This is a genomic window from Erythrobacter sp. THAF29 (genome assembly GCF_009363635.1).
In the GTDB taxonomy this organism is placed as follows: domain Bacteria; phylum Pseudomonadota; class Alphaproteobacteria; order Sphingomonadales; family Sphingomonadaceae; genus Erythrobacter.
Window position 1 is genome coordinate 1 of sequence record NZ_CP045392.1, and the last position, 20,731, is coordinate 20,731.

Annotated in this window: 24 protein-coding genes and 1 pseudogene; 11 read left to right on the top strand and 14 right to left on the bottom strand. The window is 62.7% G+C overall.

Translation table 11 applies throughout. The annotated features are described in order from the left end of the window. The 5 genes and pseudogenes from dnaA (at window position 1) to FIU90_RS00025 (ending at window position 3,644) form a co-directional block, all read left to right on the top strand. Window positions 1-1,461 carry a chromosomal replication initiator protein DnaA gene (gene dnaA, locus FIU90_RS00005; protein ID WP_152432904.1) on the top strand — a complete coding sequence of 487 codons (1,461 nt, stop codon included), beginning with the start codon at window positions 1-3 and terminating at the stop codon, window positions 1,459-1,461. Between the two features lie 145 nt (window positions 1,462-1,606). Then, on the top strand, window positions 1,607-2,038 hold the full coding sequence (locus tag FIU90_RS00010) for a DUF983 domain-containing protein (RefSeq protein WP_152432905.1): 432 nt from the start codon (window positions 1,607-1,609) through the stop codon (window positions 2,036-2,038). Beyond that, window positions 2,035-2,805, top strand: a complete 771-nt coding sequence (locus tag FIU90_RS00015; RefSeq protein ID WP_152432906.1) for a HesA/MoeB/ThiF family protein — start codon at window positions 2,035-2,037, stop codon at window positions 2,803-2,805. The genes FIU90_RS00010 and FIU90_RS00015 overlap by 4 nt, the downstream gene beginning before the upstream one ends. Window positions 2,806-2,945: 140 nt before the next feature. Then, window positions 2,946-3,209 (top strand): annotated as a pseudogene (locus FIU90_RS15820) (DUF202 domain-containing protein); the annotation flags it as partial. A gap of 27 nt (window positions 3,210-3,236) precedes the next feature. Next, window positions 3,237-3,644, top strand: coding sequence for a hypothetical protein (locus FIU90_RS00025; protein WP_152432908.1), 408 nt, complete (start codon window positions 3,237-3,239; stop codon window positions 3,642-3,644). Here the strand turns inward: FIU90_RS00025 and FIU90_RS00030 are convergent. After that, window positions 3,641-4,342 (bottom strand): NAD-dependent deacylase, encoded by a 702-nt coding sequence (locus FIU90_RS00030; protein WP_152432909.1) that lies wholly within the window; start codon window positions 4,340-4,342, stop codon window positions 3,641-3,643. The two genes, FIU90_RS00025 and FIU90_RS00030, sit on opposite strands and share 4 nt — an antisense overlap. 50 nt (window positions 4,343-4,392) lie before the next feature. Between FIU90_RS00030 and dapB the strand changes: the two genes are divergently transcribed. The 3 genes from dapB to FIU90_RS00045 all read left to right on the top strand — a co-directional run bounded on the left by dapB (window position 4,393) and on the right by FIU90_RS00045 (window position 6,265). Beyond that, complete coding sequence (gene dapB / locus FIU90_RS00035) at window positions 4,393-5,121, top strand: 4-hydroxy-tetrahydrodipicolinate reductase (RefSeq protein ID WP_152432910.1); 729 nt, start codon at window positions 4,393-4,395, stop codon at window positions 5,119-5,121. 10 nt (window positions 5,122-5,131) lie between these two features. Then, window positions 5,132-5,782: an endonuclease III gene (nth, locus tag FIU90_RS00040; protein ID WP_152432911.1), complete on the top strand. Its 651-nt coding sequence runs from the start codon at window positions 5,132-5,134 to the stop codon at window positions 5,780-5,782. Window positions 5,783-5,845: 63 nt separating this feature from the next. Then, the gene (locus tag FIU90_RS00045) at window positions 5,846-6,265 is read left to right on the top strand and encodes a hypothetical protein (protein WP_152432912.1); all 420 of its coding nucleotides are present in this window, start codon (window positions 5,846-5,848) and stop codon (window positions 6,263-6,265) included. Window positions 6,266-6,269: 4 nt separating this feature from the next. On the opposite strand, the gene FIU90_RS00050 is transcribed toward FIU90_RS00045, so the two are convergent. The 4 genes from FIU90_RS00050 to FIU90_RS00065 are packed head-to-tail and all read right to left on the bottom strand — an operon-like array spanning window position 6,270 to window position 10,212. Next, window positions 6,270-7,529 carry a dicarboxylate/amino acid:cation symporter gene (locus FIU90_RS00050; protein ID WP_152432913.1) on the bottom strand — a complete coding sequence of 420 codons (1,260 nt, stop codon included), beginning with the start codon at window positions 7,527-7,529 and terminating at the stop codon, window positions 6,270-6,272. 3 nt (window positions 7,530-7,532) lie between these two features. Continuing rightward, a complete protein-coding gene (gene dapE / locus FIU90_RS00055; protein WP_152432914.1) occupies window positions 7,533-8,681 on the bottom strand; it encodes a succinyl-diaminopimelate desuccinylase in 1,149 nt (382 codons plus the stop codon). Continuing rightward, window positions 8,678-9,583: a S1/P1 nuclease gene (locus tag FIU90_RS00060; RefSeq protein WP_152432915.1), complete on the bottom strand. Its 906-nt coding sequence runs from the start codon at window positions 9,581-9,583 to the stop codon at window positions 8,678-8,680. The genes dapE and FIU90_RS00060 overlap by 4 nt, the downstream gene beginning before the upstream one ends. Next, the gene (locus tag FIU90_RS00065) at window positions 9,544-10,212 is read right to left on the bottom strand and encodes a glutathione S-transferase family protein (RefSeq protein ID WP_152432916.1); all 669 of its coding nucleotides are present in this window, start codon (window positions 10,210-10,212) and stop codon (window positions 9,544-9,546) included. Before FIU90_RS00065 ends, FIU90_RS00060 begins: the two co-directional genes overlap by 40 nt. Before the next feature lie 300 nt (window positions 10,213-10,512). Here FIU90_RS00065 and FIU90_RS00070 point away from each other — a divergent pair, with 300 nt between their 5' ends. Further along, a complete protein-coding gene (locus tag FIU90_RS00070) occupies window positions 10,513-10,932 on the top strand; it encodes a VOC family protein (protein WP_152432917.1) in 420 nt (139 codons plus the stop codon). Here the strand turns inward: FIU90_RS00070 and yihA are convergent. The 6 genes from yihA to FIU90_RS00100 all read right to left on the bottom strand — a co-directional run bounded on the left by yihA (window position 10,914) and on the right by FIU90_RS00100 (window position 15,636). Further along, window positions 10,914-11,612, bottom strand: a complete 699-nt coding sequence (gene yihA, locus FIU90_RS00075) for a ribosome biogenesis GTP-binding protein YihA/YsxC (RefSeq protein WP_152432918.1) — start codon at window positions 11,610-11,612, stop codon at window positions 10,914-10,916. The two genes, FIU90_RS00070 and yihA, sit on opposite strands and share 19 nt — an antisense overlap. After that, the gene (yidC, locus tag FIU90_RS00080; RefSeq protein ID WP_152432919.1) at window positions 11,609-13,411 is read right to left on the bottom strand and encodes a membrane protein insertase YidC; all 1,803 of its coding nucleotides are present in this window, start codon (window positions 13,409-13,411) and stop codon (window positions 11,609-11,611) included. Before yidC ends, yihA begins: the two co-directional genes overlap by 4 nt. A gap of 70 nt (window positions 13,412-13,481) precedes the next feature. Further along, complete coding sequence (gene yidD / locus FIU90_RS00085) at window positions 13,482-13,691, bottom strand: membrane protein insertion efficiency factor YidD (protein ID WP_152432920.1); 210 nt, start codon at window positions 13,689-13,691, stop codon at window positions 13,482-13,484. Beyond that, the gene (rnpA, locus tag FIU90_RS00090) at window positions 13,688-14,095 is read right to left on the bottom strand and encodes a ribonuclease P protein component (protein ID WP_152432921.1); all 408 of its coding nucleotides are present in this window, start codon (window positions 14,093-14,095) and stop codon (window positions 13,688-13,690) included. Before rnpA ends, yidD begins: the two co-directional genes overlap by 4 nt. 243 nt (window positions 14,096-14,338) lie before the next feature. Continuing rightward, entirely contained in the window at window positions 14,339-14,473 is a 135-nt protein-coding gene (gene rpmH, locus FIU90_RS00095) for a 50S ribosomal protein L34 (protein ID WP_152432922.1), read from the bottom strand. A gap of 158 nt (window positions 14,474-14,631) precedes the next feature. Beyond that, a complete protein-coding gene (locus FIU90_RS00100; protein WP_152432923.1) occupies window positions 14,632-15,636 on the bottom strand; it encodes an alpha/beta hydrolase in 1,005 nt (334 codons plus the stop codon). A gap of 150 nt (window positions 15,637-15,786) precedes the next feature. On the opposite strand from FIU90_RS00100, the gene FIU90_RS00105 reads away from it, so the two are divergent. Further along, window positions 15,787-17,286 (top strand): YifB family Mg chelatase-like AAA ATPase, encoded by a 1,500-nt coding sequence (locus FIU90_RS00105; protein WP_152432924.1) that lies wholly within the window; start codon window positions 15,787-15,789, stop codon window positions 17,284-17,286. A 22-nt stretch (window positions 17,287-17,308) separates the two neighbouring features. Next, entirely contained in the window at window positions 17,309-18,022 is a 714-nt protein-coding gene (locus FIU90_RS00110; protein WP_152432925.1) for a Crp/Fnr family transcriptional regulator, read from the top strand. On the opposite strand, the gene recQ is transcribed toward FIU90_RS00110, so the two are convergent. Genes recQ through FIU90_RS00125 form a run of 3 tightly spaced genes read right to left on the bottom strand, consistent with a single transcriptional unit; the run spans window position 18,019 to window position 20,707 of the window. Next, on the bottom strand, window positions 18,019-19,821 hold the full coding sequence (gene recQ / locus FIU90_RS00115) for a DNA helicase RecQ (protein ID WP_234029565.1): 1,803 nt from the start codon (window positions 19,819-19,821) through the stop codon (window positions 18,019-18,021). The two genes, FIU90_RS00110 and recQ, sit on opposite strands and share 4 nt — an antisense overlap. Further along, window positions 19,822-20,238 carry a hypothetical protein gene (locus tag FIU90_RS00120; protein WP_370515088.1) on the bottom strand — a complete coding sequence of 139 codons (417 nt, stop codon included), beginning with the start codon at window positions 20,236-20,238 and terminating at the stop codon, window positions 19,822-19,824. It abuts the gene before it with no gap. Next, window positions 20,153-20,707, bottom strand: coding sequence for a helix-turn-helix domain-containing protein (locus FIU90_RS00125; protein WP_152432926.1), 555 nt, complete (start codon window positions 20,705-20,707; stop codon window positions 20,153-20,155). Before FIU90_RS00125 ends, FIU90_RS00120 begins: the two co-directional genes overlap by 86 nt. Window positions 20,708-20,731: the final 24 nt, after the last annotated feature.

Consider the following 20,731-nt stretch of genomic DNA (forward strand, 5'->3'; position numbering starts at 1 on the left):
ATGGTACACAAAATCGATAAGGCGCGGGCCACGCGTCGGAAAGCAGACGACGATTTGATGGAAGACGCCGAAGCCGTAAATCTCGCAGCTGACTGGGCCGATATCAGTCAGGGTCTTCGCAAGGATCTGGGTCACCAACTTCACAGCCAGTGGATCAAGCCGATCCAGGTTGGCGGTATCAACAAGGAGACAGGCACGCTCGACCTGTTCCTGCCGACAGAGTTCTCGGCGAACTGGGTCAAGGATCGCTTTCACGACCGACTTCAGCTTGCCTGGAAAATTGCCCGCAGCGAGGTGCGCGAGGTAAACATCCAGGTTCATCCCGGTCGTCGCCAATTGCCCGAACTGCGCCTCGACGATGGCCGTCGTCCGGCCAATGACGGGGCGAGCGCTATCGCGGTCGCAGCAGGCACGATCGGCGATGCGGGCTTCACCAGCTCGGTCGGTCTCGACCCTTCGCTGACCTTCGCCGCTTTCGTGACCGGCGAGGCGAACATCCTCGCGAAAAACGCCGCCGAACGCATGGCTGCAACCGAGCAGCCGCAATTCTCGCCGCTTTATCTCAAGGCAGCGACCGGCCAGGGCAAGACGCACCTGTTGCACGCAATCGGTCACGGCTTTCTGCAAGCCCATCCGCGTGCGCGCATTTTCTACTGCTCGGCCGAGCGTTTCATGGTCGAGTTCGTGCAGGCGCTCAAAGCCAACCAGATGATCGAGTTCAAGGCGCGGCTACGCAGCTTCGATCTGCTGCTGGTCGACGACATCCAGTTCATCATCGGCAAGGCCTCTGCCCAGGAGGAGCTGCTCTACACGATCGATGCGCTGCTCGCCGAGGGCAAGCGTCTGGTCTTTGCCGCAGACCGCGCACCGCAGGCGCTCGACGGTGTCGAACCGCGCCTGCTCTCGCGTTTGTCGATGGGGCTCGTCGCGGACATCCAGGCCGCCGATATCGAGCTGCGCAAGAAAATCCTCGAGTCGAAGCTGTCGCGCTTTGCGCCGCTCAACGTGCCCGAGGACGTGATCGAATTCCTCGCACGCACCATCACGCGCAATGTCCGCGAGCTGGTGGGCGGTCTCAACAAGCTGATCGCCTATGCCCAGCTGACGGGCCAGGAAGTCTCGCTGCAACTCGCCGAGGAGCAGCTCACCGATATCCTGTCGGCCAATCGACGCCGGATCACGATCGACGAGATCCAGCGCACGGTCTGCCAGTTCTACCGCATCGACCGCAGCGAAATGAGCTCGAAGCGCCGCGCGCGCGCCGTGGTGCGGCCGCGCCAGGTCGCGATGTATCTTTCCAAGGTTCTCACGCCGCGTTCCTATCCGGAGATCGGGCGCAAGTTCGGTGGCCGCGATCATTCCACGGTCATTCACGCCGTGCGTCTGATCGAGGACCTGCGCCAGCGCGATGCCGATATGGATGGCGACGTCAGGAGCCTGCTGCGCCAGCTGGAAAGCTGATCGGAAACTTTCTGGAAAGGCGGGGGAAAACACCGCCACCCTTCGGATCGCTCCACACGAAACAAACCGCTTGTCGACAGGGCCTTCAACAGCCCTGTCGACAGGCTATTCACAAGCCGTGCACAGCCTGCCAACAGGCTAAACCATGAGTTACGCACCGCTCCCCGCCGATCAGGTCGACCTGCCCGAAAGCTGGGTTGCGGCCGTGTTGCGCGGCCTGCGTTTTCGCTGTCCGCGTTGCAATGTCGCGCCCTTGTTCGGCAAATGGCTGAAACCGGTCGAGAATTGCGCGCATTGCGGGCAGGACTGGTCGGTCCAGCAGGCCGATGATTTCCCTGCCTATCTCGGCATCTTCATCGTCGGCCACCTGCTCGCACCCGTCGTAATCCTGATGATCGGGACGCTCGGCCTGTCGGCCTGGCTTACCTTTGCCATAATCCTCCCCGTCGCGGTTGTTATGCTGATTGCAATGCTCCAGCCCACCAAAGGCGCGGTAATCGCATTCCTCTGGTGGCGCGGCGTCGGGGCCTTCAAGCAGGAACGCCGGACCCCGCCGCCGCCCGGAGACGCCGGGTGAGCCTTTCCCCTGCTCGTCTCGATCGTTTCGCGCGGCATATCGTGCTGCCCGAGATCGGCGGTGCGGGCCAGGTCGCGTTGGCGCACGCCCACGTCGCGGTGATCGGGCTTGGCGGGATCGGATCGCCCGCGCTGCAATATCTCGCCGGCGCAGGCATCGGTCATTTCACCCTGGTGGACGACGACACGGTCGATGCGAGCAACCTCCAACGCCAGACGATCTTCACCACCCGCGATATCGGGCACGGCAAGGCGACGAGTGCGCGGCGCTGGCTCGCAAATTTCGACGAGGCGCTGAAGGTCGAGATCAGCGATGCGCGGATCACGGCGGACAATGCGGGAGGCCTCATCGAAAAGGCCGACCTGGTGCTTGACGGGACCGACAATTTCGCCACCCGCCTTGCGGTGTCCGATGCCTGTGTCGCCGAGCGCATTCCCCTCTTGTCGGCCGCCGTTGGGCGGTTCCAGGGACAGGTGGGAGCATTTGCCGGACATCTCCCCGGCCAGCCTTGTTACCGTTGTTTCGTCGGAGACGCGTTCGACGCCGAGGATTGCGACACCTGCGCCGAAGACGGGATGCTGGGTGCGATGGCAGGGTGGGTCGGCACCTTCGCGGCCATGCAGGCGACGCGCGTTCTGTTGCAGGGGGTGAGCAGTTTCGGGGAACCGGACTATGGCCGACTGCATATTCTGGATGGAATGAAGCCGGGCATGCGAACCCTTACGATTGCAAAAGACCCGGCCTGCAAGGGATGCGCAAGCCCATGAGCGACACTGACAAGGATTCGAATGAACTCGCCGAGGAACGGACCGATCTTGCCGAAGACCGGACCGACTGGGCCGAAGACCGCACGATCATGGCGAACGAGCGCACCTTCGCCGGGTGGATGCGGACCGGCCTCGCCAATGTCGGGATCGGGCTTGGTTTCAACGCGCTGTTCGGAAAGCTCGAACCGGCCTGGGTGCCCAAGGGAATCGCGACGATCTTCATCGTGATCGGCATTTTCATTTTCTGGGCCGCGCAACGCGCAGGCTGCGAGGTTCAATCGCGCATGGAGGCGCACAAGGCGGCGCCGGTGAAGACCTCGAACCTCAAGCTGATCGCAGGCGCGATGGCGCTTGCAAGCGCGCTGCTGGCGATCGGCATGTGGACGATCGATCTGCCTGACTAGGTCCTCGCGATCGTGTAACCGGGTTCGATGAGCTACGCCGCGCCTCGAGGGCCGAAGTTATTCTTCGGCTTGATCGCTGGGACCGTCCTAGGGTTTTTTGCCTGGGTGATAGGCGCAGAACTCGCGAAGCAATTCTACCGTACCTACCAATTCCATCAGATCGAAAGATGCGAAAGTGAGTTTGGCCTGCGCCAATCGGACAAGCGCGCCAATTTCGGGTTCGATGCAGGCGGCTGGACCGTCGTCGGTGACGAACCGAGAAAGCTTGAGTTCGTCGAATGCGTTCGTGATCGACTAAGCGTGAGTGAATGCCCCGCGAGCAACTCGCCGTACCCTGCGATCGAGGTCGCTTGGAGCTCAATCCTGTATTCGCCTAACGTTTATGTGAGCTATTATCCGGCTGAGGCCGTCCAGTCGGATAAATCGACGGACTAGTGCTGCAAGACCTCGTCCACCCATTGCGGCACCAGCGTCCCCGCCGGACCATGGCGCGATTCGGCGAAGAAGTGGTTGCCCTCGCTCGGTTCGAGATTGAGTTCAACCGTATGCGCGCCGTGCACTCTTGCCTCCTGCACGAAGCCGGCCGCCGGATAGACCGCGCCGCTTGTGCCGATGCTGACGAACAGGTCGGCCTCGGAGAGAGAAGCGTAGATGCGGTTCATTTGATACGGCATTTCGCCAAACCACACGACATCGGGCCGCAAGCTCGGTGCGCGGCACACCGGGCAAGGCGGACGGTCGGACAATGGCGCATCCCAAGGGCTACGCATTTCGCATGAGGTACAAAGCGCGCTTTTGAGCTCGCCGTGCATGTGGAGCACGTGGCGGGAACCGCCTCGCTCATGGAGGTCATCGACATTCTGGGTAACCAGCAGCAATTCCCCCGCAAATTCCGTTTCGAGCCGCGCAAGCGCCTCATGCGCAGGGTTTGGCCCGACCTTCGACAACGCCTCGCGCCGCATGTCGTAGAAATTTAAGACGAGATCGGGATCGCGCGCAAAGCCTTCTGGCGTTGCAACATCCTCCACGCGGTGTTGCTCCCACAACCCTCCAGCGGAGCGGAATGTGTCGATACCGCTTTCCGCCGAAATGCCTGCGCCTGTGAGGATGACGATACGTTCGAACTCTGCCATGATCGAAGTGAAACACGGCAAGGATCGCGTAGCAATGGGGATTGGAATTAATGGCTGAATTCGGCGTGATTGGGCACAAAGGTCGGATGGGCCAGGCAATTGCCGATGCGATCGATGAGGCGGGTCACATTTTCCGCGTCGGCGTCGATATGGGCGGCGATCCCGCGCCGATCATAGGACAGTGCGATGTCGTGGTTGATTTCTCCTCCCCCGCTGCACTTAAGCACAACCTGAAAGCCGCATGCTCCGCGGGCATCCCGATCCTTGTCGGGACGACCGGTCTCGAGGAGGAGCATTTCGTGGCGCTGGCAGATGCGTCTGAAAAGATTCCGGTGCTTCAAACGGGCAACACCTCGCTTGGCGTGAACCTTCTCCAGCATCTCGTCCAAGAAGCCGCAGCGAAGCTGGGGACCGACTGGGATATCGAGATTCTCGAAATGCACCACCGGATGAAGGTCGATGCGCCATCGGGCACCGCGAAATTGCTCGGTGAGGCGGCAGCAGAGGCCCGAGGCGTCAAGCTATCCGATGCGATGGATAGCGGTCGCCACGGGCAAACCGGCGCTCGGCGTGAAGGCGCTATCGGATTCGCCACCCTGCGCGGCGGGACGGTTGCGGGCGAACACAGCGTTATCTTCGCCGGGAATGAGGAGCGGCTCACCCTCTCGCACTCGGCAGAGAACCGGACGATTTTCGCGCGCGGCGCGGTACGCGGAGGGGCATGGCTGATCGGCAAACCGGCGGGACGCTATTCGATGAAAGACGTGCTCGGCCTCTGAGCGGAATCTTATGACCAAAGACCAGATTTTCGAGTTCTTCCGTCGCCTCGCGGAGGACAATCCCGAACCCGAGACCGAACTGGAATACGGCAATGCCTACCAGCTCGTCGTCGCCGTCGCGCTGTCCGCGCAGGCCACCGATGTCGGCGTGAACAAGGCAACGCGCGAGCTGTTCCGCAAGGTCAAGACGCCCCGACAGATGCTCGATCTCGGGATCGAGGGGCTGACCGAGCACATCAAGACGATCGGCCTGTTCAACTCCAAAGCGAAGAACGTGATCGCATTGTCGCAGATGCTGATCGACGAATATGGCGGCGAGGTGCCGGATAGGCGCGAGGATCTCGTGCGGTTGCCCGGGGTCGGGCGCAAGACGGCAAACGTGGTGCTCAATTGCTGGTTCAAACAGGAGACATTCGCGGTCGACACGCACATACTGCGGGTCGGCAATCGCACTGGCCTCGCCAAGGGCAAGACGCCGGAAGCAGTCGAAGCAAAGCTCGAAAAGCGCGTGCCCCAGCCCTTTCGCCTCCACGCGCATCACTGGATGATCCTGCACGGGCGCTATATCTGCAAGGCAAGGACGCCGGAGTGCTGGCGGTGCCCGGTGGTGGATTTATGCAGCTACCGGAAAAAGGTTCTGGAGAAACCAAAAGGGCGTTGACGAGTTCTCTTTAGGTACGGGGCCGTGCAGAACAGGTTCCGAATATCGAAGCAGAGGATTGCCATGAACCGTATCGCTCCAATCCTTGCCGGTCTCGCTGCCATTGCCGCGCTGCCATCCTGCGCTCCCGTCGAGGGAGCCGGACAAGCCGATGCCGCTCTCGCCGGGCCACCGGTGAAGGTGGTGGGAGAGGCACAAACCTGCATCAACCGCAACCAGATCCGCAATTCGCGAGTGCGCAGCGATCAGGTTATCGATTTCGAGATGCGCGGCGGAAAGGTCTACCGCAGTACCCTGCCCAATCGCTGCCCGAGGCTCGGTTTCGAGGAGGCGTTCACCTACAAGACCTCGATCAACCAGCTTTGCAGCACCGACATCATCTACGTTCTCGAAGATATCGGTGGCGAGATACGCCGCGGCGCAGGCTGCGGCCTCGGCAAGTTCGTGCCGGTCGAGTATCTCGACGAAGACGAGGACGAGTAAGCGCTTAGACGTCGTCCGCGCTGATCATCTCGGCGCGGTCGATCTCGTCGGTCAGGCTCGCGACCGTCGTTGCCACCGCGGCATCGCCGCTGACATTGGTAGTGGTGCGCATCATGTCCATGATCCGGTCGATGCCGGCCACCAGCGCGATGGTTGCCAGCGGCACCCCGACCGCGCCGAACACGAGCACCATCATGATAAGCCCTGCGCCCGGAATACCTGCGGCGCCGATGGCGCCGAGAGTGCCGAGGATCGAGATCAAGAAATAGTCGCCCCATGAAAGGTCGACACCGAAGGCTTGCGCGCCGAACAAGGTGGCAAGACCCAGATACATCGCGGTCCCGTTCATGTTGATCGTCGCACCGAGGCTGATCACGAAACTTGCAACCGAGTTCGAGATGCCAAGGTTGCGCTCGGCTGCGCGCAGCGTGACCGGCAGGGTCGCGTTGGAGCTGGCGGTCGAGTAGCTCACCGCCATCGGGTCCACGATGCCCCGGAAGAACGCGATCACCGGCAGGCGCGCGATAAACTTGATCATGGAGGCATAGATCACGCCGATGATCAGGAAACAGCCGACATAGTTGAGCACCACCAGCTGCCCGAGCGCCTGCAGCGCATCGGTCCCGAGCGTGCCCGCAACCCATGCCATCAGGGCGAAAACGCCGAACGGGGTCAGCTCCATCACCAGCATCGTGACTTTCTGCATGATGACCGAGCCGCTCTCGAAAATCTTCAACACCGGCTCGCCCTCTTCCTTTGCCATGAGGATGCCGACACCGATCAGGAGAGAGAAAATGATGAGCGGCAAGACGTTGACGTCGGCCATCACCTGCACCGGGCTCGAGGGGACCATCTCGAGGATCATCTGCTGGATCGTGACACCCTCTTCCTGGCGGCTTTGGGCGCGCTCGAGCGCCGCCTGGTCGATCTGCATCGATGCCCCATCGATCCCTGCGCCCGGCTGGGCGAAGGTACCGATGGCAAGCCCCAGCCACACGGCGATCTGGCCGGTGACTATGAACAGGAGCAATGCGCGCCAGCCGACGCTGCCGAGCTTGCGCAAATCGCCGATCGAGGCCACGCCCGCCACAAGGCTGAAGAAGATGAGCGGCACGACCAGCATCTTGATGAAGGCGATGAAGATATCGCCGATGATCTTGATGCTTTCGGCACCCGGCCCCCAGGCATAACCGACGATGATGCCGAGGATCAGCGCAGCGATCACGCGCTGCCATAGCGGAATGGCGAACCAGGCTTTGAGCACGTCTTAAGTCCCCTCTTCGAGAGCCAGCGCCCCCAGCGCGGCCCGTGTATAGATCCGCGCTAGCGTATCGAGGTCGGCCATGGCCACCGCCTCGTCGCGTTTATGCATCGTCGCGTTGCACAGGCCGAATTCGATCACCGGACAGACGCTGCGCAGGAAGCGCGCATCCGAAGTCCCGCCGCTGGTCGAGGCTTCCGGCGTTACGCCGGTTTCCGCCTCGATAGCTCGGGCGAGCATATTCGAGAAGGCACCCGGTTCGGTCAGGAACGGCTCGCCGCTGATCACGGGGCGCGCCTTGCCCCCGTGCTTTTCAGCAATCTCGGTGACCATGCGCGAAAGCGAAGCGCCCGAATGCCGGTCATTGAAGCGGATCGAGACTCGCGCCTTGGCCGCCGCCGGGATGACATTGTGCGCGCGGTTTGGAATGTCGATCTCGGTGATCTCGAGATTCGAGGGCTGGAACCATTCGGTGCCGTCGTCGAGATGCAGGTTGTTAAGCTCGGACAGCATCGCGACCAGACGGGGGATCGGATTGTCGGCAAGGTGCGGATAGGCCACGTGGCCCTGCGTTCCCTCGACCTCGAGCCAGATATTGACCGAGCCGCGCCGGCCGATCTTCATCATGTCGCCCAGCCGGTTGACGCTGGTGGGCTCGCCGACGAGGCACAGGTCGGGCTTGATCCCCTCTTCGTTCATATAGTCGATCAGCGCGCGGGTGCCGTGGAGGGCCGGGCCTTCCTCGTCGCCGGTGATGATGAAGCTGATCGTGCCCGCATCTTGCGGAACGTGCTTCACCGCCTCGACCATGCAGGCGATCGAACCCTTCATATCGACCGCGCCGCGACCGAAGAGCAGCTCGCCGCGTTCTTCGGGATCGAACGGAGCTGATGTCCACCCCTCGCCCGGAGGCACCACGTCTAGGTGACCTGCGAAGGCGAAGTGTTTCGATCCCGCCGGTCCATGCCGGATCGCGAACAGGTTTTCGACCGGTGCTTCGTCGCTGCCTTCCTCGCCATCGCCGCGGGTCTTGCGGTGCACTGCAAATCCGAGCGGCGCGAGCATCGCCTCCATCTCGTCGAACACCGCGCCGGTGGCGGGCGTGACGCTGGGTGCCGCGATCAAGCGCTTTGCGTAATCGAGCGCCCCGGTCATTGGCGCTCCTGTACGGCAAGCGGACCGGGCGCAAATGCGGTTTCGAGCAGCTCGGCAATGCGGATGCCGGCCTGTTGCACCCGGCGCTTGGCGACCGGTACGCCGCGCACGATGTCTTCCTGCGTGAGCGCGGTTTTCATCGGTAACTCCTCCCCGCAGACGTCTTGAGTATCGAACGCTGTGGGATAGATGAAATCGCGGCTGATCGACCAGCTCTCACGCCCCCAATCCGCAGGCCCGCCGCCGCCCAGATCGGCGCGCTCCGAGGCGGAATAGCGGCGCACGACCGGATCGGCGGGATCGCTGATCGCGCGCTCGGCAAGCGGCCCGTCCCAGATCCAGTGAAGGTTGAGGCTCGGCACGATGCCATAATCGGTCTCGCGATCATTGCCGCCGCGATCATTCTTGTCGCCCGAGTGCAGCGGCATATGAATATCGCCTGCGAAGTGAACCATGAAAGCGAGCGCTTGCAAACGCACATTATCGGGCAGGCTCTCATCGGCGAGAATGCGGTGATTGCGAAGGATCTGCGCGGTCACGCAGTTGCCACCAGGGCAATTCGCTCGTGCATTGTAGGCCTCGCAGATCGGCGTTGTGCGGTAGTGCCAGGCGGCGGTGTAACCCCAGCGCCAGCGGTTGCGGCGCACGCAATCGGGCCAAACGCTCGCGTCCTCGATCGTTGCGAGTTCGCATTGCGGAGTACCGAGCAGTTCTGCTGCGCGCATCAGCCGGCGAATTTCCGCGCGCGTTTCGGGCGAGACATTGGCCTCGGCGATCGAGGCGGTCTTGCGGTGGGCGTAAAAGCCCCATGCCTGGACGGGAACAGGCAGCGCCAGCAGCAGCGCAACCAGCGCTGTAAGGATTACTCCGCGCCCACGTTCTCGTATTGCTCGATAACCCATTGCTCGTCCTCTGCCGCGGCAATCCATTCCTGTGTCCAGGCGTGCTCCCAGATCGCTTCCATATAGCTTTGCGCGAATCCGGGAACGCCTATGCCATAGGTGATGAACCGCGAAACAACCGGTGCGAAGAAGATGTCCGCCGCGCCATAGGTGCCGAACAGAAACGGCCCCGCGCTGCCATGGCGCGCGCGCGCCTCGGCCCAGAGCTGGAGGATCCGTACTATATCGGCGCGGGTCTGGTCGGAGACGTTCTGCAGCTGGATCCGCCGCCGGACGTTCATCGGCAACTCGCTGCGAAGCGAAGCATATGAAGAATGCATTTCCGCCACCATTGCACGGGCCATGCCGCGTGCTGCATCTTCTTTCGGCCAGAACCGGTCGCGACCGACCTTGTCGGCGAGGTATTCGAGGATCGCGAGACTATCCCAGATTACGGCCTCCTCGTCCCACAGGATCGGGACTTTGCCATGGCTCGGCGCCATCTCGCCCATTTCCTGCTTCTGCTGTTCCCAGCCCTCGCCGAGGATCGGGACCATGATCTCTTCGAAATGCAGGCCCGATTGCTTGGTCGCGAGCCAGCCGCGCATCGACCAGCTTGAATAATTCTTGTTACCGATAATGAGCTTCATGTTCTCGCCTGCCCCACCTCGCTGGCTTCACCTGTGCATGGCCTAGTTGTTCAGTCTTTGCGTGTCGAGCCTGAACGGTGAAGTTGACAAAGATGACACCCGGTCAAGCGGCGTTTTCGGTAATTTTCCTTTCATAGACAATACGTTGCTCGCGGGAAGCGAAGTTGACACTTTTCCAACCTTTTCGAAACTCATGGGGGTGCCCATGGAGCCCAGGCTGCGCTGTAAGCTATCGCATCCGCGTGGGGGCGTAGGAAAATCCTTTTGCCGCTAGGCTCGAGCATCTGTAGATCGCATGCGATGAGCCTGCCGCCCTTCCACCTCGCTTTCCCGGTCGGTGACCTTGCTGCTGCAAGGAGCTTCTACGGCGATCTGCTCGGCTGCCGCGAGGGGCGCTCCTCCGCCGAGTGGATCGACTTCGATTTCCACGGCCACCAGATCGTTGCCCACCTCGCCGCCGGCAAGGCGGGCGACCGCGTGAGCAATCATGTCGACGGCCACGGCGTACCGGTCCCGCATTTCGGGCTGGTTCTTTCGATGCAGGATTGGCGGGCGCTCGCCGACAAACTCCGGGCCGCCGGAACCGAATTCGTGATCGAGCCGACGATCCGCTTCAAGGGGAAGCCCGGAGAGCAGGCGACGATGTTCCTGCGCGATCCATCGGGCAACGCGCTGGAGTTCAAGGCTTTCGCGGATGCGGGTCAGCTGTTCGCAAAGTAGGTTTCGCCCAAGGCATCCGCCACAACCGCAGCGCGCAGGGCGGCGATGCCCATGCCCTTTTCGCTGCTGGTGAGGTGGAGCTCGGGATAGGCAGCGGGGTGCTTGCGCGCCTCTTCCGCCACTTTGCCCGCCACACGCTCCAGATCGCTCGCCTTGATCTTGTCGGTCTTGGTGAGGACGATCCGGTACCCCACTGCCGCCTCGTCGAGCATCTTCATCATTTCGCGGTCGACTTCCTTGAGGCCGTGGCGGCTATCGACCAGCACAAGGTTGCGTGCGAGCACCTGGCGACCGCGCAGGTAGTTTTTGACAAGATTTTTCCACCGCTCGACCACTTTCACCGGCGCCTTGGCAAAGCCGTATCCGGGCATGTCGACCAGCCGGAAAAGCGGCTTCCCGCCCGGTTCTCCGCCGACATCGAAAAAGTTGAGCTCCTGGGTGCGGCCCGGCGTGACCGAAGCGCGCGCGATCGCCCTGCGCCCGGTGAGCGCGTTCAACAGTGACGATTTGCCGACATTGCTGCGCCCGCAAAAGGCGATTTCCGGCACGATCGGATCGGGCAGGAACTTGAGCTGCGGCGCGGACAGCAGGAATTCGACGCGCCCGGAAAAGAGCCGCGCCGCGGCATCCTCGCGTCGCTGCTGTTCGCGCTCTTCCGCATCGGAGCCGGTGGGTGTCACACGTTACCCTTTTCCGCCTGTTCGCGCTCTTTCTTCTTTGCCATCTCGGCCTTGTCCTTCAACGCCTGCGCTTTCAGCTGCGGGTGCTTGGAATAGAGATAGCTCTGCTGCGCGAGTGTCAGGAGGTTCGAGGTTACCCAGTAAAGCAGCAGGCCTGCTGCAAAAGGCGCCATCACGAACATCAGGATCCACGGCATGAGATTGAAAATCTGCTGCTGCATCGGGTCCATCGCGCTCGGGTTGAGCTTGAATGTGAGCCACATCGTCACACCCAGCAGCACCGCGAGCACACCGATGCCGAGGAAGCCGGGAACCTCGAACGGCAGCAGGCCGAACAGGTTGAGGATCGTCGCAGGATCGGGCGCAGACAGATCCTTGATATAGAGAAACGGCTCGTGCCGCATCTCGATCGATAGCATCAGTACCTTGTACAAGGCGAAGAAGATCGGGATCTGCAGGATCAGCGGCAGGCACCCGGCCAGCGGGTTCACGCCTTCGTCCTTGTACAGCTTCATGATCTCCTGCTGCTGTTTCTGCTTGTCGTCCTTGTAGCGCTCCTGGATCGCCTTCATCTTCGGCTGGACCGCCTTCATTCCCGCCATGCTGGCAAACTGTTTCTGCGCGATCGGGAACAGCAGGCCGCGCACGATCACCGTCAAGAGAATGATCGCGACACCGAAATTGCCGACCAAATCGTTGAGCTGGCGCAGCAGCCACAGCATCGGCCTTTCGAACCATTCGAACCACCCCCAGCTGATCGCCTTGCCAAACAGCGGGATGCCCGAATCCTCGTAGGCATCGAGGACGGTGCTTTCCTTTGCGCCGGCGAACAGGCGGGAGGTCTGGTTGAGCGCGCCGCCTGCGGGCACGGTCTGCGCATCGTAGATCAGGTCGGAACGGAACAGCGTTTCGCTGAGAGCGCGGAAGCCCGCGCTGTCGATCTCGCCCTCGCCCGGAATCAGCGATGAATGCCAGTATTGGTCGGTGAAGCCGAGCCATGCCGCGCGCCCGGCAGGCGTATCGCGACCGATCTCGGCGAGCTCTTCATAGCTGTTCGGATCGTGAAGCGTGCCGCTAAAGACCCCGATCGGGCCCGAGTGGATGATGAACTGGTCCGGCGTCGCCGTTTCGCTGGTGCGCTTGATAAAGGCGTAGGGCTGGATGATCGCCGCATTCTCGGAACTGTTGAGCACCGTCTGATCGGCGGTGATCATGTAGTTTTCGTCGATCGAAAGCTTGATCCTGTAGGTGATGCCATTCTCGTCGGTACGCGTCAGCGTAACCGGCGTCGATGGCGTCAGCTTCTCGCCATCGGCCTGCCACACGGCATTTCCGGGCATACGTTGGCCATCGACGATAAAGCCGAACTCGGCGAAATATTCGCGGTCGGTGCGTTCGGGCGCCAGCAGACGAACCGGGCCGCTATCCTTGTCGACCGTCTCGCGGTAATCCTTGAGCATGAGATCGTCGATCCGTGCGCCCACGAGATTGATCGATCCGCCGACGCGGGGGCTGTCGATCGGGACCCGGTTGGGGCTGGCGAGCGCCTCGTCGAGCTTTACCGGACCGGTCGGCATGGCTGCGGTTTCGTTTATCTCACCGCCAGTGCCCGCGACCTCGCCTTCGCCGGCTGCGGTGCCGGGATCCGCGCGCGCTTCGGATTGCGTCGCAGGTTCGGTCTGCTCGCTCGTCGGCGCGACCGCCGCCTCCGGATAGAAGGTGCGCATGGCCACGTCCCAACCGAGGATGAGCAAGCCGGAGAGCGCGACGGCGAGCAGGAGATTGCGCTGGTTGTCCAAGATGAAATCCCGTTAGATCGTATACAGCTGTGTTATATAGGTATGACAGTTCGCTATGCCAGAGGCGGGTTCACGGAACCGGATCGTGGCCGTGTCCGCCCCAAGGATGGCAGCGCCCTAGCCGCTTTACGGCGAGCCATCCACCCTTGAGAGCGCCATATTTTCTGAGCGCCTGGATCGCATATTCGCTGCACGAGGGAGAATAGCGGCAGGTCGGCGGCAATATCAGCGACGGGCCGAGCTGCCAGGCGCGTGCAAGGGCAATGAAAACGTATTTCATTTGCCGCGCGGTCTCCGGTTGCCACGGCGCGGCGGGCGGCGCGGATCGGATTTGCCCGCGCGCGCGTTTTCGAGAACGATATCGAGTTCCTTCGCCATCTGCGCAAAGTCCCGCTCGACCCCGCCCGCGCGCCCGACCAGCACGTGATCGTGATCGGGCAGACCCTTTTCGGGCAGGGCGGCGCGCAGAAGCTCGCGAAACCGCCGTTTCATCCGGTTGCGCACGACCGCATTACCGATCTTCTTGGTGACCGTGATGCCGTAGCGGATACCCTGACCGCCATTGGGGCGCGTCAGAAGCACGAAGCCGGGCCGCGCATTGCGCAGCCCCTTGTTCGCCGCGAGGAAATCGGCGCGCTTGGTCAGGACCCGAACGGCCTCGGCAGTGCTTGTGGCTTGAGTCATTTGTTTGCGCCCTCAAACGCCGGGCGCGGCCCGTCCGGGCCGCTTGGCTCCGCCGCATTAGCGGCGACGCGCAGTCGCGCTTGCGAACCACCTTCGGCGGTTCGTTTCGTTCTATTACGCACCCTCGAAAATGCAAACGGGTTCCCGGAGGGAACCCGCAAGGCCGACTGGCCGCCCGTAGCGATGCGACCGTAAGGTCGCACGAGCGAGGAGATCGCACGCCGGAGGGCGTGCGGAAACAAATTACGCGCAGAGCTTCTTGCGACCGCGCTTGCGGCGGGCGCGCAGGACCTTGCGGCCGCCCGGGGTCTTCTTGCGTGCAAAGAAACCGTGCCGACGGGCACGCACGAGATTGCTAGGCTGAAAAGTCCGCTTCATATCGTCCTCGAGTAAACTGGTCTGGCAGGCTGCTTCGCGAGATAACCGCGCTGGCGACCTGTCGAAATAAAAACGGCCGCCGCTTCGAAAGGCAGCCGGGTCAGGGGCGCGCGGATATGGGAAAGCCGCGCATGAGTCAAGCCATTGTGCGCTGCATCCTAGAGCGGAAAGTGGCCGAGATTGGAATAGGCAATGAGCGGGCGTGCCGCCGTGGCGTCGCGCCGTTCGATCTCGGCAAACGGCAGCACTGGAATCGAAAGCGCAACCGGAGCATCGCGCAGGATCGACAGCGGCGCATCTGCGACCTCGCGGCTCGCATAACGCGTCCCGGGCTGTGCCTTTTCGGGCGCGATCCACGGCGCCATGTCGGCCGCGCGCAGCCACAACGCGCCTTCATGCGGCACCGAGTTGGTCATCGCGTAAAAGGCCCGCGCGCGGTCCTCGCTCATCCCCATTTCGACATAGTAATCCAGATAGAGCCGGTTCTCCGGCGCGTCGGGAGCAAAATCAGCCGGCTCGCGCCCGTAATTGTCGAGCCAAGAATGAACGGCAAACTGCGCCCCCGGCTCCATCGTGCGGGTCGCGCCCGCAAGGAACAGTTCCACCGCGCCCGAACGGACAGAACCGCCGTTGGGTACATGTGTGCGCAGGCCAGCGGCACGAATGCGGCGGCCGAGTTCGAGATTGGCGATGTCGTGCTGCGTGCCGGGGGCCTCGATCATTTCGAGCACTTCGATCCCCGGATGATCGCGCAGCATTGCGTCGAAATCCTTTGGTGAATGCCGCCCGGTCGAACCCACCAAAGCGGCGCGCCTCGCGTCGATCACGCGGAATGGGCCGTAGGTGATGCCAGCACCGGCGCGCGGGCTTAAGGGAGCGGGCACCGCATAGCGCGCGGCCAGATGCGGCTTCGCGGCTTCCTCACGAGTTTCGGAAACGACCGTGCCATTGATAATATGCGTCGTGATCGTCGTTACAGAGGCAGGCGCAGCGCGGCTCTCCTGCTCCTCCTTCACTCTCACCCAGCGCTCTGCAACCGGGTCCCATTCCTCGACCCAGCTCGTCACCGAGAGCGTGCGCGTGCCGGCATAATCCTGCGCGGCAAGCGCGCTCGGCACCAGCATCAGCTGCAACAGGACAAGCAAGGCGGCAATTCGCTTCATGCTCGCCCGCATAGGTTCCGGGCGCTTGATAAATTGCGAAATTTTATGCTTGCGAAAGCCTTTCGTATCCGTGCCTAGGCGCTCGACAAACTTCGCTTAACTCGTCACAAACACGAAGAAAATTCGCCGTGAAGGGGGCAGACGAACGGCATGGTCGCATTGGTAAGGACGGTCGCCTATCTCGGGCTGGAGGCGCGCCGGGTGGAGGTGCAGTGCCAGGTCGCATCGGGCCTGCCGCGTTTCTCGATCGTCGGATTGCCGGACAAGGCGGTGAGCGAAAGCCGCGAGCGGGTGCAGGCGGCGCTATCCGCCATGGGCCTGGCGCTTCCGCCCAAGCGGATCACGATCAACCTTTCTCCCGCCGACCTGCCCAAGGACGGATCGCATTACGACCTGCCGATCGCGCTCGCTCTGCTGGCGGCGATGGGCGTGACCGATGCCGAACAGCTCGGCGACTGGATCGCGGTGGGCGAATTGTCGCTCGACGGCCGCATCGTCGCGAGCCCCGGCGTGCTGATCGCGGCGCTCCATGCGAGCGAGGCGGAAGCTGGCCTCATCTGCCCCGCCGAGCAGGGATCGGAGGCCAGGTGGGCGAGCGGCGTCCCGGTTCTCGCGCCGCGCGATCTGGCTTCGCTTCTCGGGCACCTCAAGGGTTCGCAAGTGCTCGACGAGCCTGTGCGGGGCGACGTGGCCGAGCCGCCCCCGGTCACGAATCTGCGTCAGGTGAAGGGGCAGGAAACCGCCAAGCGCGCGCTCGAAATCGCGGCGGCCGGAGGCCACAACCTGCTGATGGTCGGGCCGCCGGGATCGGGCAAGAGCCTGCTCGCAAGCTGCCTTCCCGGCATCCTGCCCGAACTGACCCCGTCCGAAGCGCTCGAGGTTTCGATGGTGCAATCGGTTGCAGGCACGCTCGAAGCGGGGCGGATCAGCCGTTCGCGCCCGTTTCGCGCGCCCCATCATTCGGCAAGCATGGCCGCGCTCACCGGCGGCGGGCTGAAAGTGCGCCCGGGCGAAGTCAGCCTTGCGCATCTGGGTGTGCTGTTCCTCGACGAGCTGCCCGAATTTCAGCGCCCGGTACTCGATTCGCTGCGCCAGCCGCTTGAAACGGGCCGGGTCGATGTCGCCCGCGCCAACGCGCATGTCAGCTTTCCAGCCCGGGTCCAGTTGATCGCGGCGATGAACCCGTGCCGTTGCGGCCACGCGGGCGAGCCGGGTCACACCTGCGCGCGCGGTCCGCGCTGCGCGAGCGAATACCAGGCGCGACTTTCGGGGCCGCTGCTCGACCGGATCGACCTCCATGTCGAAGTCGGTGCGGTGAGCGCGATGGACCTCGGCCTTCCCCCGGCCGCAGAAGGCAGCGAAGAGGTTGCCGCGCGTGTCTCGAGAGCGCGCCAACTGCAATCGGCGCGTGGCGTACGATCCAATTCCCTGCTTGAGGGCGAGAAGCTGGAGGCCCATGCCGCGCCCGACGATGCTGGCAAGCACCTGTTGATGCAGGCGGCGGAGAAAATGCGTCTGTCTGCACGCGGCTACACGAGGATGCTCCGGGTCGCACGAACGATCGCCGATCTCGCAGGCGCGGAGCAAGTCGGACGAGTGCATATTGCCGAAGCGCTCAGTTACAGGCAGATGGTCGGCATGGGCACCTAGTCCGCCCTGAGGGGGCCGTCCTATGTTCGAATTCGATCCGAAATGGCTGATCCATATCGGCGCGGGGCTGCTGCTTATTGCCTATGCGGTGCGCGACGAGCTGCGCCTGCGCATTCTCATCATCGCCGCGACCTTCATCTACATCGCCTATTACTACTACGTACCCGAGCCGCCATTATGGGACGCGATCGTGACCAGCGTGCTCATGGTGGTGGTCAATATTTGGGTGCTGGGCGAGATATTGCTTGAGCGCACCACTTTGCGCATGACCGACGATGAAAAGGCGCTCTTTGACGCATTCGAGACGCTTTCACCCGGCCAGTTCCGTCGCATCGCCAAGATTGCGAAATGGCACCGCGCCGACAATCCTGAGGGAACGCTGCTGATCCGTGAGGATGAGCCATCGGACGCGCTTTTCTATATCTTTGACGGCCTCGTCTCGGTCGAGAAGTATGGGCGGCAATTTCGGTTACCCGAAGGCAATTTCGTGGGCGAGGTTGCCTATGTTCTCAATCGCAAGACGACCACAACGGCGGTCGCGCCCAAGGGTGTGCGCTACGTCGAGTGGGATGCCGGGGTTTTGCGCAGATTGAGCCATCGCTACCCTGCACTCGGCAATGCGCTGAATGCGCTTCTCACCCGCGACCTCGCGAAAAAACTTAAGACGAGCTACCAGCCCGATGACGCTCTGCCGCCAACCAAGCAAACGGCCGAACTGCTGGAAGCAGTCGATTAGCTCGTGAATTTGCGGACAACCGCGCAGAAATCCTCGCCAAAGGTATCGAGCTTTTTCGCGCCGACGCCCTGAATCCGAGACAGCTCATCCACCGAAGTCGGACGCTCGGCGGCAATGGCGCGCAAGACGCTGTCGTGAAAAATTATGTAAGCGGGGATCGAGCGTTCGGCGGCGAGCGATTTGCGCTTTTCACGCAGCGCATCGAACAAGGGGTTGCCGACGGGATTGGCCTCGCCGCCCGACCTGGAGCGACGCTTTTTCTTGGGCGGCTCGGCGATCAATACCGGCTGCTCGCCCTTCAGGACCGGCCTCGCCATCTCGCCCAGTGCAAGTCCGCCATGCTCGGTACTCACCAGCATTTCGTGCGCCATCAGGCTGCGCATTACCGGTTTCAACAAGGGCGCGTCTTCTTCACCGAGGATGCCGAACACCGACAGCTTGTCGTGACCGCGCTGGATCACGCGGTCATCATCGCGACCGAGCAGGACCTTCTCGACATGGCCGAGGCCGAAGCTTTGCCCCGTGCGATAGACAGCGGATAGAAGCTTGCGCGCGGTTTCGGTCACGTCGAGCACCTTCGGCGGGCTCTCGCAATTGTCGCAATTGCCGCATGTCGCCTCCGGGTCCTCGCCGAAATGCTTCAGCAGGATCGCGCGGCGACACCCGGCCGCTTCGACCAGTGCGGCGAGTGCATTGAGGCGCGCGCGTTCGGTGGTAAGCCGATCGGGTTCCACGTCGCCGAGCCACTGCCTCGCCTTGGCGAAATCGTTCGCGGTCCAGAACAGCCGCGCTTCCGCCGGATCGCCGTCACGCCCTGCGCGGCCGGTTTCCTGGTAATAGGCCTCGATCGACTTCGGGAGTCCGGCATGGATGACGAAGCGCACGTCGGGCTTGTCGATCCCCATGCCGAAGGCGATCGTCGCAACCATCACCATGTCTTCCGACCGCACGAAATCGGCCTGGACCCGCGCGCGTTCTTCCGGGTCCAGCCCGGCGTGATAATAGCCCACTTCGCGCCCTGTCGCGGCAATCTTGGCCGCCAGGTCCTCGGTCGCCTTGCGGCTTTGTGCGTAGACGATCCCGGCGCCTGGTGTGCGCGCGAGGAATTCGGCGATCTGCTTTCCTACATTTGCGCGCGGGTCGATGGCGTAGCGGATGTTGGGCCGGTCGAAGCCGGCAACAATCAGGCCATCTTCGGGAATACCGAGCTGGACGAGGATATCCTTCCGCGTCACCTCGTCGGCCGTCGCGGTAAGAGCCAGGCGCGGCACATGAGGATGCCGGTCGAGCATCGGGCGAAGCTGGCGATAATCCGGACGGAAATCGTGCCCCCATTCGGAAACGCAATGCGCCTCGTCTATGGCAAAGAGCGAAATGCGCGCGTTCTCCAGCAGCGTCTGAAAACCGCCCGTTGTGGCGCGTTCCGGCGCTACATAGAGAAGGTCAAGCTCGCCGTCGCGCAGCGCCCGTGCGGTCGCCGCGTTGTCGGTATCGGCGGAGGTCATCGAGGCGGCGCGAATGCCCACCGCCTGCGCAGCGCGTATCTGATCGTGCATCAGCGCAATCAGCGGCGAGACGACGATAGCCGTGCCTTCGCGAACCAGTGCGGGCAGCTGGTAGCACAGCGACTTGCCCGCGCCCGTCGGCATAAGCGCGCAGGCATGCTCGCCGGCCATGACGCGAGTGATCACCGTTTCCTGTTTGCCGCGAAAGCCGGAAAAGCCGAAGGTCTCGCGCAGGGTCGCAAGCAGCGGCGAGGTCTGGTCGGGCAGATCTTGGGCGAGGTTGGTGGAGGTCACTCAAGAGGGAGTAGCGCCACCATGCGCCGCCCACCAATCCGCATAGGTCGAGTTATGCACGAATGTGCGGTTCTGGTCGGGTGCGCCATCGTTCCACCACACCGGGCCACGCTCGCCTAGCGCAAGCTTGGCCGCATGGACCCGGGCCCGCGCTTTCTTTTCCGCCGCGGCATCATCGGCGCGTATGGCCATGCCGACATCGCGGCGCGCAGCCATAAGGTCACGGACGAGCGCCTCGCGTTCAGTTTCCGAAAGATGCGGATTGGCGGCCCGCCATAGCCGCCCGCGTATGATTATGTAGCGCCCGTCTGGCGTTTTGGCCGGAGTTCCGTCAGCCAGCCTTGGCTCGCTTGGCCGCGTCGAGGTCGACCACGTCGCCCTGCCCGATCTGATCGCCCGCTTGTGCGACGGAGCCATCGGCACGCTTGCCGAGGTCGGAACGTTTCACCATCCAAAGGTCCTGATGATTGAGAATGCGCCCGTCATGCGCGAGGATCGATACCGGACCGATCGGCAGACGGTCGCGTTCGTCGACCAGTACCGGATCTTCGGTTACGAATTCCCCGCCATACTTTTGCCCCCACTGGCGGAGTGCAATCATGGCGGGAAGCAGGTCAAAGCCCTTTTCGGTCAGCCGGTACTCGATCTTGCGGCGGTCATCGGCGCACGGTTCGCGCTTGAGAATGCCGTGCTCGACCAGCTTTGCGAGGCGATTCGAGAGAATGTTGCGCGCAATCCCGAGCTCGCTCAGGAATTCCTCGAAATGCTTGAGACCGTTGAAGCTCGCGCGCAGGATCATGAACGACCATCGTTCGCCCATAACCTCAAGCGCTTGCGGCAGGCCGCATTCGATCAGCTCGCGCAGTGGTTCTCTGATGTCGCCCATATCAGTCCTTTCCCTGCAACCTAT

What these genes read in the sequence shown, in the direction of transcription:
- FIU90_RS00070 (WP_152432917.1), top strand. Translation starts at nt 10,513, where the DNA reads ATGAGCCTGCCGCCCTTCCACCTCGCTTTCCCGGTCGGTGACCTTGCT.
- dnaA (WP_152432904.1), top strand. Translation starts at nt 1, where the DNA reads ATGGTACACAAAATCGATAAGGCGCGGGCCACGCGTCGGAAAGCAGAC.
- dapE (WP_152432914.1), bottom strand. Translation starts at nt 8,681, where the DNA reads ATGACCGGGGCGCTCGATTACGCAAAGCGCTTGATCGCGGCACCCAGC.
- FIU90_RS00030 (WP_152432909.1), bottom strand. Translation starts at nt 4,342, where the DNA reads ATGGCAGAGTTCGAACGTATCGTCATCCTCACAGGCGCAGGCATTTCG.
- dapB (WP_152432910.1), top strand. Translation starts at nt 4,393, where the DNA reads ATGGCTGAATTCGGCGTGATTGGGCACAAAGGTCGGATGGGCCAGGCA.
- FIU90_RS00105 (WP_152432924.1), top strand. Translation starts at nt 15,787, where the DNA reads ATGGTCGCATTGGTAAGGACGGTCGCCTATCTCGGGCTGGAGGCGCGC.
- FIU90_RS00065 (WP_152432916.1), bottom strand. Translation starts at nt 10,212, where the DNA reads ATGAAGCTCATTATCGGTAACAAGAATTATTCAAGCTGGTCGATGCGC.
- FIU90_RS00100 (WP_152432923.1), bottom strand. Translation starts at nt 15,636, where the DNA reads ATGAAGCGAATTGCCGCCTTGCTTGTCCTGTTGCAGCTGATGCTGGTG.
- FIU90_RS00120 (WP_370515088.1), bottom strand. Translation starts at nt 20,238, where the DNA reads ATGGCTCCGTCGCACAAGCGGGCGATCAGATCGGGCAGGGCGACGTGG.
- FIU90_RS00060 (WP_152432915.1), bottom strand. Translation starts at nt 9,583, where the DNA reads ATGGGTTATCGAGCAATACGAGAACGTGGGCGCGGAGTAATCCTTACA.
- nth (WP_152432911.1), top strand. Translation starts at nt 5,132, where the DNA reads ATGACCAAAGACCAGATTTTCGAGTTCTTCCGTCGCCTCGCGGAGGAC.
- rpmH (WP_152432922.1), bottom strand. Translation starts at nt 14,473, where the DNA reads ATGAAGCGGACTTTTCAGCCTAGCAATCTCGTGCGTGCCCGTCGGCAC.
- FIU90_RS00125 (WP_152432926.1), bottom strand. Translation starts at nt 20,707, where the DNA reads ATGGGCGACATCAGAGAACCACTGCGCGAGCTGATCGAATGCGGCCTG.
- FIU90_RS00045 (WP_152432912.1), top strand. Translation starts at nt 5,846, where the DNA reads ATGAACCGTATCGCTCCAATCCTTGCCGGTCTCGCTGCCATTGCCGCG.
- FIU90_RS00110 (WP_152432925.1), top strand. Translation starts at nt 17,309, where the DNA reads ATGTTCGAATTCGATCCGAAATGGCTGATCCATATCGGCGCGGGGCTG.
- FIU90_RS00025 (WP_152432908.1), top strand. Translation starts at nt 3,237, where the DNA reads ATGAGCTACGCCGCGCCTCGAGGGCCGAAGTTATTCTTCGGCTTGATC.
- yidD (WP_152432920.1), bottom strand. Translation starts at nt 13,691, where the DNA reads ATGAAATACGTTTTCATTGCCCTTGCACGCGCCTGGCAGCTCGGCCCG.
- rnpA (WP_152432921.1), bottom strand. Translation starts at nt 14,095, where the DNA reads ATGACTCAAGCCACAAGCACTGCCGAGGCCGTTCGGGTCCTGACCAAG.
- FIU90_RS00010 (WP_152432905.1), top strand. Translation starts at nt 1,607, where the DNA reads ATGAGTTACGCACCGCTCCCCGCCGATCAGGTCGACCTGCCCGAAAGC.